This is a genomic window from Pseudomonas sp. BAV 4579, from assembly GCF_009765395.1.
In the GTDB taxonomy this organism is placed as follows: Bacteria; Pseudomonadota; Gammaproteobacteria; order Pseudomonadales; family Pseudomonadaceae; genus Chryseomonas; species Chryseomonas aestiva.
The window spans coordinates 1-10,871 of the sequence record NZ_WHOV01000152.1; the positions used below are offsets into that span (position 1 = coordinate 1).

The following is a 10,871-nucleotide window of genomic DNA, read 5'->3' on the forward strand; positions in this document are numbered from 1 at the left end:
ACGGCGGCGGGGCGGTGAGGGGGCAAGGTTGAAGTCTGGATGTTGGGCTTCGCTGTGCTCAGCCCAACCTACCGCATCTTTCGTGAGGAAGAAAAAGCCCGGCATGTGCCGGGCTTTTTGCGTTCTGGAGAGGGCTCAAGCGGGTTCGGGCAGGGCCAGGTCGCGTTTGGCGATGTATTTCCAGTCGGCTTCGTCGATGTAGATGCCACCGGCGCCGCTGCCGCCTTCGAGGTCGATGGCGACCTGGGCGCTGACCTGGGGTTTGACGCTGGCCAGGATGGGCACGAAGCCCAGTTGCTGACTGGTTTCGATCAGCGCCTGCTGGTTGCGTTCGTCGATGTCGGCGGCTTCGTCCAGGTAGTAGGGCAGGCGGATCTTGGCGGCCTGCTCCCGGTCCATCAGGTGCAGCAACAGGTACATGTTGGTGAGTGCCTTGATGGTCATGGTGGTGCCGTTGGAGGCGGCGCCGTCGATGTCGGTGTGCAGGATCGGCTGGCCGCCCTGCTTGGTGATCTCGAAGGCCAGTTCGAAGAGGTCCTTGAGGCCGAGCTGGTTGCCGTTGGCGGCCACCAGGCGTGCCAGGTATTCCTTGGCGTCCTCGTTCTTCTGGTCCTGGCTGCTGTCCTGGGTGAGATCGAAGACCGAGAGGGTTTCGCCTTCCTCGTACTGACCCGCGCTGTGGATGATCTGGTCGATGTGCTTGAGTGCCTCCTTGTTCGGCGCCAGGACGATGCGGAAGCTCTCCAGGTTGGAGACCTGCTTGCGATTGATCTCGCGGTTGAACAGCTGCAGCTGGTGTTCGAGGTTGTCGTAGTCGCTACGGATGTTTCTCAGGGTCCGGGCGATGTCGGTGACGGCGGCGCGGCGGGCCTTGGCCAGCGTCAGGGCTTCGTCCTGGCGATGGGCATAGGCATTCACCAGCAGCTGCAGGCGGCGCTCGGGATCTTCCTCGTTGTCGAACTTGGCGACGCCCTTGAGGCGGACCTGGGCATAGAGTGCCTCGATCTGGGTGTCGGCGCGCTGCAGGGCCTGCCAGCTGTCCTGGTAGTCGTTGAGCAGTGGCAGCAGATTCTCCAGGGAATCGTCCACCGCTTCCATGAAGGGCGTGCCCTGGGGCAGGTCGGTGGGCAGCAGCTGGCGGCGGCGTAGGGCGTCGGCCAGGGTCCGGTCCTTGGCTTCCAGGTCGGCCAGCTGGCGGCCGATCAGTTGCAGCCTGGCGGAGAGTTGCTGGACGCGTTCGGTGAAGGCATCGCCGGCGCGTCTCAGTTCGTCCTGGGCGGCTTCCAGCTGGGCCAGCTGTTCGAGCTTTTCGTTTTCCTCGGCACTTAGGGTCTGGCAGCGACGGAAGTCTTCCAGGGCCTTCTGGGCATCCAGCACCTGCTGGTAGAGCACCTCGGCCTGGGCCTTGCTGGCCTGGCGGTCGACGCTGACGCCCTGCTGGGCCTTGAGTTGCTTGAGTTCGCGCTCCAGACGGTCCTTCTGGTCACGCAGGGCGGCGCGATCGGCCAGGGCCTGTAGGATGGGTGGCTCGATCCCCGAGAGGTCGAGGGACAGGCCCGGCAATTCGAGGCGATCACCCTGGAAGCGCGCCAGGATGCCTTCGAAGGTCTTTACCCAACTACCGTCTTCCGCCAGTTCGACGCCCCTGGGGCCGAGCGGCAGGCTGAAGAGCTGGCCGTTGAACAGGCGCATCAGGCGATCGACGTCGGCCTGGCTGAATTCTTCGCGCAGGCGGGCATAGCTGTTGTTGTCGGCGTGGTCGAGTTGCTGGCGGATCCCCTTGAGGCGCTGTTCCAGTTCGCGGACGCGCTGGTCGAGGTCTTCGCTACTGAACTGACTGGCCTGGGACAGGGCGCCGGCGAGTTCGTCGTGGGCGTCCTTGGCGGCCAGCAGCTGGGCTTCGAGGGGGGCGGTGGAGTCCACCAGGGCGAAGCGGTGCTTGAGCTGGGCCAGCTCGGCGAGCCAGCGCTGCAGGCTGCTGATCTCGCGCTCGCGGCGCATCAGTTCGCTGGTACCGTCGCGCTGGCTCTGCTGCAGGCCATCCTGTTCCTGGCGATAGTGCTCGGTCTGGGCCAGGAGTTCGTCGCGGCGGTCGAGGGCATAGTGCTGCCAGCTGCCGAGCAGGCTGTCGAGCAGGGGCGAGAGGCGATGCAGCTTGCCCCTCAGGCGGTCGCGCTTTTCGACGCCATTGGCCAGGGCTTCCACCAGCGGGCCGGCGGCGACCAGCGCCTGGTAGTCCTGCTCCATGCGGCGGACATCGCGGAAGGCTTCCTCGCAGGCGGCGATGTAGTCGACGCTGCCGGATCTCAGGCTGTGCTCGAAGGCATCGAGAAACAGCTGCTTGAGCTTGGCCGCGGTGATCTCGCGCATGTGCAGCAGGTTGATGAACAGGGCGCGGAAGGTCTTGAGACTCTGTTCGCTGGTGGATCGGAGTGGAATCAGCGTCAGGTCCAGGGGGATGCTGGTATGGCCGCCGACCAGCAGCCGGCGCAATTCGTCGGGCTTGACCTCATAGGCCTTATGGCCGGCGCGCTCCAGGCTGGCGAACAGCTCGCGCTGGCGCAGGCAGGCGCCGTCGCGCTGGTAGTGGGCCAGGTCCAGTTCGCCGGCATAGGCGAAGAACTGGTGACCGAAGCCACCCCCCGGGCCGCGACCGGCCACGCCGATGACGTGGGGGCCGTGGGCCAGGCGCAATTCGATGAGGATGTAGCTGGTGTCGGTGGCGAAGTAGAACTTGCGCGACTGCTCGTTGCTGTACTTGCCGAAGCTCATGTCGGAGAGCCGCGCCAGGATGGGGAATTGCAGGGCGTTGATCGAGGCGCTCTTGCCCAGGTTGTTGGCGCCATAGACCGACAGCGGCTGTTCCAGCGGGAAGAGGCCGAGGCTGTAGCCTGCGGTATTGAGCAGGGCGAAGCGGCTGATGCCGTAGCGGATCATAGGTCGAACTCCCGTTCTGCGGCGATGGCGCGGGCCAGGGCGGCCTCTTCGTCATCCTCGTCGGCGCCTTCCTGCGTGGTGCCGTCTTCGTCGCTGGCCAGGGTCGGCGTCGGCAGTGGCAGGTCGCTGGCATGCAGGCCGGCGGCCAGGTCGCGATCCTGTTGCACGGTCAGGCAAACATCCAGGAAACGGTGCATGGGTGGCAGGAAGCGATAGGTGCCGTTGCTGTCCAGGGCGAAGCCGAGCTGGGTCAGGCGGCGCAGGATCTTTTCCTCCAGCTCTTCCTGGGTGGTGACCTCGGCCTGCAGGAAGAGGTCGCGGTACTTGTCCAGCAGCGCCGGCAACTCGTGCCGACCCAGAGTACCGCCATCGAGCACGGCCAGCGGGTCGCGACCCTGGTCGGCCAGGTGCTCGACCAGGATGAAGGTGAACAGCGCCAGGCGCTGGGCGGTCTTGTTGACCTGGGCGCCCATCTGCTCGGGGACGAAGTAGTAGAAGCCGCGCGGATCGCAGACCAGTTCGAAGCCGAGGGCGCGGAACAGCGCGCGGTACTGGTCCTGCTGCTGGCTGAGCTGGGCATAGCTCTCGGGCTCGCTGCGGGACAGGTGATAGCCCTTGAACAACTCGCGGAAGATGGGCGCGAGCTGGGTCATTTCATTGAGATCAAGTTGCATGGGCGTCGCTCGCGAGAGATCGGGCGGTCAGGGCGTAGGAACACAGGCTGACGCGGTGTTCGAGGGTGTCGTAGTGGCGGCGGTCCAGGCGCTGGCGCTGGAAGCGCGCATCGCGGGACAGGCGCGAGAACCAGTAGAGCAGTTCGTCGGTATCGCCGGCCGGCTCCTGCTCCAGCAGCCAGGCCATGAGGTCGGGCAGCGGCATGGCGTCCTGGCAGAGGTCGAGCATCTCGCGGGCGGTGCGGGGCGCCGCCGGGCGCTCGCTGTCGCGCGGCCGACTGGCCTGGCTGGGAAAGCGCGCCGGCTTGGGCTCGAAGCGGGCCAGGGCGTAGACATAGCTTTCCACCTGGGCGGTGGTGCCGAGAAAGACGCTCTGCGGCCGGCTGAACAGCGGCAGGGCGGCCTGGGGCACGGCGTCGAGGCCCTTGCGGCGGATGGTGGCCAGGGCCAGGGCGGCGCCCCGGGTCACGGCATTGTGCCGGCGCGCTTCCTCGCGCAGTGGCAGCAGCAGTTCGCGGGCACGACGCAGGGCCAGCTGGGCGGCGTTGTGCATCTCCAGGATGCGCGCCTGGGTGCGCAGCAACAGGTCGTCGTCGACCAGGTGGCCGAGGCGCTGCTGTTCGCCCAGCAGGTGCAGGAGCACCTGTTCGACACGGTGGACGCCGCGTTCGAAGGCGCCATCGGCGGCCACCAGCTGGATCATCGGCTCGACGTATTCGTCCCAGGTGGCCAGCACCTCGGCATAGCGCTGGCGCAGGGGGATCTGGCGATCGCTGGTCTTGGCGCGCTCGGCGACGCCTTCCAGGGCATGGCCATCGTTGGCTAGCTTCTTGAGGACATCGCGCACGCGCATGTCGAGCAGGCGCAGCTGGCGGACGAGGTCGGGGCCGTCGCGATTGTCGAAGGCTTCGCGGATATGGCCGGCGAGGCGTTCCAGGTGGCGCAGGTAGGCTTCGATCTCCAGGCACAGGCCCAGCCGGTGTTCGCGCCTGAGATAGCCGAGGAAGTCGTGGATCTGGCCATTGAGCTCGAAGCGATTGGGACTCTTGGCCACCGGCACCAGGATGTCCAGGCGGATCCAGGTGTCGAGCAGGGCGGTGAGGTCGGCCGGCGTACGCTCGGGCAGCTGTTCGGCCAGGCGGGCACGCAACTCGGCCAGGCCCAGGGTGCCGCTGTCGAAGTGGGCGCACAGCGGGTCGATGAGGTGCCAGTGTTCGGCGAGGGTACGCAGGACGCGTTTGGGGTCGATCATGGCGGGGACCGCACCAGACAAAAGCGCCATTGTACTCCAGACGCCAGAGCCTTCGATGTGACCGCGGTGGGACCGATGGGCAGGGCGGCCTTTCGATCCGCGGCGATCCGCGCGACAATGCCGCCCCGCATAATCCCGCTGCGTAACAGCGCAGGCTCCTAGGATCCGCTCATGTCCGACGCCGCCCCTTCCACCAGCCCCTCGCGTGCCGCCGAGGCGCGTCGTCGCGCCTATCTGCAGGCGTTGCAGCTGGATGTCTGGGTGCCGCGCACGGTATTGCCCTTCGCCGCGCCTTCGCGCCCGGAAGCCCTGTGGGTCGAGGAGCCGGAAGCGGCGCCTGTCGTGGCTCGGGTGGTCCGTCCGGAGCCGCTGGCCAAGGCCGCACCGGCCGCGGCGGTAGCCGAGGCACCGCCGGCGCATCGGCCGCGCATCGAGATCCCGCGACCCGCGGCGTTGAAGCCGGCTGCGCCCCCCGTGGCCGACCCGGAACCGGAGCGTGCGCCGCCGCCAGCGCGGGAGCCGGCGCCGCGTTTTGCCTTGCAGTTGTTGCAGGCCGGGCGTTGCCTGCTGCTGCTGGAGTTGCCTACCGGCGATACCCTGGGGGCGCGGGATCCGGCCTACCTGCTGCTCCGGGATCTGCTGCGCGCTGCCGGCCTGCCGGACACGCCGCGGATCGTCAGTGAAGAGCCCATTCGCTGGCCACTGCTCAACAACGGTCAACTCGACCAGGGGCCGGCGGCGGCTGCTGAATTCGTGCAGAGCTTCGTCTCGGGGCACCAGGAGCGCCTGGGCGAGGGCCTTGAGCTCTGGCTGATCGGTGTGGCTGCGCGACGCTGCAGCGGGGTCGCGGATGCGCAGCTCACGGGGGTGGAGCGGGACACCGCCCTGGGCCCGGCCTGGCTGGTGCCGGGACTGGATATCCTGATGGAAGAGCCGGCCGCCAAGGCCGCGCTCTGGCAAGCCATGCGCCCGTTGCGGCGCCGCTGGATGGAGCAGCAATGAACGATGCGGTGAGCTTTCGGCGGATGACCGAAGCCGATCTGAACACGGTATTGAAGATCGAATATCAGGCCTTCAGCCATCCCTGGACCCGCGGCATCTTCACCGATGCGCTCAGGTCCTACGACTGCTGGGTGATGACGGCTGGCGAGCAGCAGGTGGGGCACGGGGTGATCAACGTCATTCTCGACGAGGCCCATCTGCTCAATATCACCATCAAGCCGGAAAGCCAGGGCCGGGGACTCGGCCTGCGGCTGCTGGAACACCTGCTGCAGGAAGCGCGCAAGGCCAAGGCCAACGAGTGCTTTCTGGAGGTGCGTGCGAGCAATCAGTCGGCCTATCGGCTGTATGAACGCTATGGCTTTAACGAGATTGGCCGCCGGCGGGACTATTATCCCGCGGTCGGCGGCCGGGAAGATGCGCTGGTGATGGCCTGTACGCTGCTCGACTAGGCCGTCAGCGGCCTTAGTGATCGGCGCGCTTTTCGTCCAGATCCAGGCTGGTGTCGCCGGCGAGGTCTTCGTCGTTGGCGTCCAGATCGGCGTAGCGGGCCTCTCGCTGGGTTTCGGCTTCGTTGGGTTCGTCGGCTTCGCCGTCCCAGGCTTCGCCATCCAGCGGATGGCTGCGACCGAGTTCGGCTTCGTCCTGACCGGAGCCACCGCCGATGTCGCTGTCCTCGACCACGCTCAGTTCCTTGTCGTTCGGCCAGGCGTCGCCGTAGTCGGTCGGCGAGCGCGCGCCGGTTTCGTCCAGCAGGGTCTCGGGGCTGGCGTCGTCCATCGTCGGCTGATGATCCAGGGTTTCGCCTCCGGTCATGCCGGCCTGGCGCACGCGCTCTTCGGGAAACTGGCCTTCATAGTCGCGCTCGTCCATTTCGTCGCCGATGCGACCACCGCGCTCGTCCTTGCGATCGCTGAAGTCGAGTTCGCGCATGTCGCCCATGCGGTCCTGGATGTCGTCGATCTCTTCGGGGGTCTTGGTGATGTCGGGCTTGTTCATGGTGGTCTCCAAAGGCAGGGCTGCTAGAGCATCTCCCTGAATCCGACTACGCGCCGGCAAGGGGAATTCCTCGGCACCGCCGGAAGATGTGAACGAACCATACGATGACCCGGCAGTCGTACCTTCCATGATCGACCTCGACAGCCTCACCTCATCGGGCCAGCCGCTGGCCTTCTTTTTCGATCTGGATGGCACCCTGGCAGAATTGCAGCCACGTCCGGAACAGGTTTTCATTCCCGCCGAAACCCTCGCCGCCCTTGAACAGCTGGCGCGCCACCATGGCGTCGCCGTGGTATCCGGGCGGCCGCTGGCGGAGATCGACGGCTTCACCGCGCCGCTGCGGCTGGCCGCGGCTGGGGTGCATGGCGCCGAGTGGCGCGATCCCCAGGGCGAGATCCATAGGGTGAGCCTGGATGCGGAGATGCTGGCGCACGTCGGTCGGCGTCTGGAGACCGCACTGGCAGCGCATCCGGATCTGCTGCTCGAACGCAAGAGCGTGGCCTTCGCCCTGCATTATCGCCAGGCGCCGGACAAGGAAGCCCTGGTTCGCGAACTGGCCGAAGGCATCGCGGCCGAGCATCCCGAATTCAAGTTGCAGCCGGGCAAGTGCGTTTTCGAACTCAAGCCCGCTGCAGCGAGCAAGGGCGAGGCCATCGCCCGTTTTCTCGAACTGGAACCCTTTGCCGGCTGCCTGCCGGTGTTTCTCGGTGATGATCGCACCGATGAAGAGGGGTTCACTGTCGTCAATGCGCGAGGCGGTCTGACCGTCAAGGTAGGGGAAGGGAAGACGGTCGCCAAGACCCGCCTGCCTTCGGTGGCAGCGGTAGCCCTCTGGCTGCAGCAGCTGAGCCGTGACCTCGCGCCACATTATAAGCAAGGAGACTAGGATGAGCCGTTTAGTGGTGGTATCGAATCGTGTGGCCCCGATCGAGGAAGGCAAGGCGACCGCGGGTGGTCTGGCGGTGGGCGTGCTGGACGCCCTGCGCAAGTCGGGCGGCATCTGGTTCGGCTGGAACGGCGATACGGTCAAGGAAAACGGGCCGGCCAAGACCCAGACCAAGGACAACATCGACTATGTGACCTTCGGCCTGACCAAGCGCGACTACGACCACTACTACCGCGGCTTCTCCAACGCCACCCTCTGGCCGATCTTCCACTACCGGATAGACCTGGCGCGCTACAACCGTGAAGAGTACGACGGCTATCGACGCGTCAACATGGCCATGGCCGAGCGCCTGAAGCCCTTGCTCAAGCCCGATGACATCATCTGGGTGCACGACTACCACCTGATTCCCTTCGCCGAAGCCTGTCGCATGCTGGGCATCCGCAACCGCATCGGCTTCTTCCTGCACATTCCCTTCCCGGCGCCGGAGATCCTCACCGCCATCCCGCCGCACAACGAATTGCTCAAGACCCTGTGCTTCTATGACCTGATCGGCTTCCAGACCGATACCGACCAGCTGGCCTTCCAGGACTACATCACCCGCGAGGTGCGTGGCGTGCTGGAGAAGGACGGCAGCCTGACCGCCTACGGTCATAACTTCCGGGTGGGCGTCTATCCCATCGGCGTGATGCCGGACGTCATCCAGAAGCAGGCCGAGTCCTATCGCACGCGGCGCCAGTTCATCTCGCGCAGCATCGAGGGCGTGCCCTACAAGACCATCGTCAGCGTCGACCGCCTCGACTATTCCAAGGGGCTGGTGGAGCGCTTCCAGGCGTTCGAAAAACTGCTGGAGCATTTCCCCGAGCATCACCGGGCGGTGCAGTTCGTGCAGATCGCACCCTCGTCGCGGGCGGACGTGGTCTCCTACCAGAATATCCGCCGTCAGCTGGAGAGCCATGCCGGCCATATCAACGGCCATTTCTCCGAGCTGGACTGGACGCCGATCCGCTACCTGAACAAGAGCTACGACCGGCGCACGGTGATGGGACTGTTCCGCTCCTCCGACGTCGGCCTGGTGACGCCGCTGCGCGATGGCATGAACCTGGTGGCCAAGGAGTACGTGGCGGCCCAGGATCCGGAAAATCCGGGCGTGCTGGTGCTGTCGCGCTTCGCCGGTGCGGCGCGCGAACTCAATTCGGCGCTGATCGTGAATCCCTATGACCATGTCGGCATGGCCGAGGCGCTGGACCGGGCGCTGCGCATGCCGTTGGAAGAGCGCAAGTCGCGCTACGAAGACATGATGCGGGTGATCCGCAAAGCGGATCTGGCCTCCTGGCGCGACAACTTCCTGCGCGACCTGCGGGCCTTCAGCTCCAAGGCGCTGGTGCAGTCCATCGAGACCCAGGACGCGGCTGCTGTGGAAGAGCTGGAGAGCGAACAGAAGGTCGCCCTGTAGGCGTCTTGCGCGGTGATGGAGCCCGGCTTAGGCCGGGCTTTTTCATGGGGTGAGGCTGGGGTCTGGCGTGAAGGGGGCCCTCACCCTAGCCCTCTCCCGGAGGGAGAGGGGACGAGGAGCGGTGCTAGCTGTGGCTTGGGTCTGCTTCTGCTGGGCTCTTCGGGGGCGGGAAGGCTGGCCAGGGAAGGGAGCGGCGGGACCCTCACCCTAGCCCTTTCCCCGAGGGAGAGGGGACTAAAAGCGGTGCCACGGCTGGACTTTTCGTGGGCAATAAAAAAGGGTCAGCTTACGCTGACCCTTGGAAATAGGTGGTGGCTACGCAGGGACTTGAACCCCGGACCCCAGCATTATGAATGCTATGCTCTAACCAGCTGAGCTACGTAGCCATCCGAGGCGCGCATTATTGGCAAGGCGCCGGTGGCTGTCAAGCCTTCTGCTCAAGAAATTTCTGTTTGTCGATCAAGCGTTTGCGCGGCCCCGCCGGGGCCGGTTCGGCTAGTCGTCCTCGTCCAGCGGCAGCTGGATCTCGTCCATCTTCAGCTCCAGGCGATAGCCCAGGGCCAGGAACAGCGCCTGGCACAGGCAGAGGGTGGCGCTCAGCGACCGGAAGGCGAAGGCACTGCCTTCGTTGACCAGCAGCAGGGCGTCGGCGCGCTTGGCCAGGGGCGAGAGATTGCTGTCGGTGATGATCAGCGTCTTGGCCTTGTGGTGCTGGGCGATGCGCACGCACTGCTGACTTTCCTTACCGTAGGGACTGAAGCTGATGGCGATCAGCAGGTCGCCCTGGGTGATGCTGCGCATCTGTTCGCGATAGCCGCCACCCAGGCCGGTGATGAGGTGGATGCGCTTGTTGGTGTGCTGCAGGTTGTAGACCAGGTAGTCGGCCACGGCGAAGGAGCGGCGCACCCCCACCACATAGATGTTCTCGGCGTTCACCAGCAGGTCGACGGCCTTGTCGAAGGCGGCGTCGTCCAGCTCCTCGGCGAGTCGATCGAGCCCCGAACGGGTGGCGTTGATGCACTCGCGGGCCAGATCGCCGCTGCTGGCGCGCTGGCTCTTGTTGGCGATCATGCTGCGGATGCGCTGCTGGTAGTTCTGTACCGGCGTGGTCTTGTGGGTGTAGGCCTCGCGAAACAGCGCCTGCATCTCGCTGAAGCCCTTGAAGCCGAAGCGCTGGGAGAAGCGCACGATGGCCGAGGGGTGCACCTCGTACTGCCCGGCGATGTCGCTGATGCGATCGACCATGACCCTGTCGCTCTGCTGGCTGACATAGGCGGCCACCCGTTTCAGCTGGCGTGGCAGGGCCTCGTAATCACGGGCGATGCAGGCCAGCAACTGCTCGACGTTGCCGGGCGGATCGGCCAGCGGCGCACTGCTGAGGGGGTCGTCGGCCGGGGAGTCGGAGGACATGGGCTATCTCACGGTAGGGATTCTTGTGCCGGCAACTTAACCCATTCGCCGGGCGGCGTCGAAGTGAGGCGGCAGGCGCAGTGTACGCCATTTATGGAAATTAAATTCCATAAAATCTCATGTGGAAAATTTGTTGATTTGTCCGCGGCGTCGTTCTAGCCTGAGCTCACTCACACGTTCGGCCCCTCGGGTCCGCGCGGTTGGCCGATAACAATAAGCAGGAGCCACCCATGGGTGATCATTTCTTCGCCAGCGGGCGCC

General features: G+C 65.6%; 9 protein-coding genes and 1 tRNA gene. 4 read left to right on the plus strand and 6 right to left on the minus strand.

Annotated elements, in window-relative coordinates; genetic code table 11:
- Positions 1 to 135: 135 nt before the first annotated feature.
- Genes mksF through mksB form a run of 3 tightly spaced genes read right to left on the minus strand, consistent with a single transcriptional unit; the run spans position 136 to position 4,863 of the window.
- Positions 136 to 2,937 carry an Mks condensin complex protein MksF gene (gene mksF, locus GSQ95_RS22925; RefSeq protein ID WP_158896000.1) on the minus strand — a complete coding sequence of 934 codons (2,802 nt, stop codon included), beginning with the start codon at positions 2,935 to 2,937 and terminating at the stop codon, positions 136 to 138.
- Positions 2,934 to 3,611: an Mks condensin complex protein MksE gene (gene mksE / locus GSQ95_RS22930; RefSeq protein WP_158895998.1), complete on the minus strand. Its 678-nt coding sequence runs from the start codon at positions 3,609 to 3,611 to the stop codon at positions 2,934 to 2,936. Before mksE ends, mksF begins: the two co-directional genes overlap by 4 nt.
- Entirely contained in the window at positions 3,601 to 4,863 is a 1,263-nt protein-coding gene (gene mksB / locus GSQ95_RS22935) for an Mks condensin complex protein MksB (protein WP_158895996.1), read from the minus strand. The genes mksE and mksB overlap by 11 nt, the downstream gene beginning before the upstream one ends.
- 171 nt (positions 4,864 to 5,034) lie before the next feature.
- Between mksB and GSQ95_RS22940 the strand changes: the two genes are divergently transcribed.
- Positions 5,035 to 5,865 (plus strand): energy transducer TonB, encoded by an 831-nt coding sequence (locus GSQ95_RS22940; protein WP_158895994.1) that lies wholly within the window; start codon positions 5,035 to 5,037, stop codon positions 5,863 to 5,865.
- Positions 5,862 to 6,314 carry a ribosomal protein S18-alanine N-acetyltransferase gene (gene rimI / locus GSQ95_RS22945; protein WP_133861595.1) on the plus strand — a complete coding sequence of 151 codons (453 nt, stop codon included), beginning with the start codon at positions 5,862 to 5,864 and terminating at the stop codon, positions 6,312 to 6,314. The genes GSQ95_RS22940 and rimI overlap by 4 nt, the downstream gene beginning before the upstream one ends.
- A 13-nt stretch (positions 6,315 to 6,327) precedes the next feature.
- Here the strand turns inward: rimI and GSQ95_RS22950 are convergent, their stop codons facing one another.
- Positions 6,328 to 6,861 (minus strand): hypothetical protein, encoded by a 534-nt coding sequence (locus GSQ95_RS22950; protein ID WP_158895992.1) that lies wholly within the window; start codon positions 6,859 to 6,861, stop codon positions 6,328 to 6,330.
- Between the two features lie 127 nt (positions 6,862 to 6,988).
- On the opposite strand from GSQ95_RS22950, the gene otsB reads away from it, so the two are divergent.
- Together otsB and otsA are read left to right on the plus strand one after the other, a co-directional pair.
- Positions 6,989 to 7,747: a trehalose-phosphatase gene (gene otsB / locus GSQ95_RS22955; RefSeq protein WP_158895990.1), complete on the plus strand. Its 759-nt coding sequence runs from the start codon at positions 6,989 to 6,991 to the stop codon at positions 7,745 to 7,747.
- A gap of 1 nt (position 7,748) precedes the next feature.
- Positions 7,749 to 9,200 (plus strand): alpha,alpha-trehalose-phosphate synthase (UDP-forming), encoded by a 1,452-nt coding sequence (otsA, locus tag GSQ95_RS22960; protein WP_133861592.1) that lies wholly within the window; start codon positions 7,749 to 7,751, stop codon positions 9,198 to 9,200.
- A 309-nt stretch (positions 9,201 to 9,509) separates the two neighbouring features.
- Here the strand turns inward: otsA and GSQ95_RS22965 are convergent.
- Positions 9,510 to 9,586 (minus strand) — tRNA-Met (locus GSQ95_RS22965).
- 109 nt (positions 9,587 to 9,695) lie between these two features.
- The gene (locus GSQ95_RS22970) at positions 9,696 to 10,610 is read right to left on the minus strand and encodes a MurR/RpiR family transcriptional regulator (RefSeq protein WP_158895988.1); all 915 of its coding nucleotides are present in this window, start codon (positions 10,608 to 10,610) and stop codon (positions 9,696 to 9,698) included.
- Positions 10,611 to 10,871 lie beyond the last annotated feature (261 nt).

Excerpts from the sequence above, each read along its gene's own strand:
- mksF (WP_158896000.1), bottom strand. The coding sequence starts at position 2,937 with ATGATCCGCTACGGCATCAGCCGCTTCGCCCTGCTCAATACCGCAGGC.
- otsA (WP_133861592.1), top strand. The coding sequence starts at position 7,749 with ATGAGCCGTTTAGTGGTGGTATCGAATCGTGTGGCCCCGATCGAGGAA.
- mksE (WP_158895998.1), bottom strand. The coding sequence starts at position 3,611 with ATGCAACTTGATCTCAATGAAATGACCCAGCTCGCGCCCATCTTCCGC.
- rimI (WP_133861595.1), top strand. The coding sequence starts at position 5,862 with ATGAACGATGCGGTGAGCTTTCGGCGGATGACCGAAGCCGATCTGAAC.
- GSQ95_RS22940 (WP_158895994.1), top strand. The coding sequence starts at position 5,035 with ATGTCCGACGCCGCCCCTTCCACCAGCCCCTCGCGTGCCGCCGAGGCG.
- GSQ95_RS22950 (WP_158895992.1), bottom strand. The coding sequence starts at position 6,861 with ATGAACAAGCCCGACATCACCAAGACCCCCGAAGAGATCGACGACATC.
- GSQ95_RS22970 (WP_158895988.1), bottom strand. The coding sequence starts at position 10,610 with ATGTCCTCCGACTCCCCGGCCGACGACCCCCTCAGCAGTGCGCCGCTG.
- otsB (WP_158895990.1), top strand. The coding sequence starts at position 6,989 with ATGATCGACCTCGACAGCCTCACCTCATCGGGCCAGCCGCTGGCCTTC.
- mksB (WP_158895996.1), bottom strand. The coding sequence starts at position 4,863 with ATGATCGACCCCAAACGCGTCCTGCGTACCCTCGCCGAACACTGGCAC.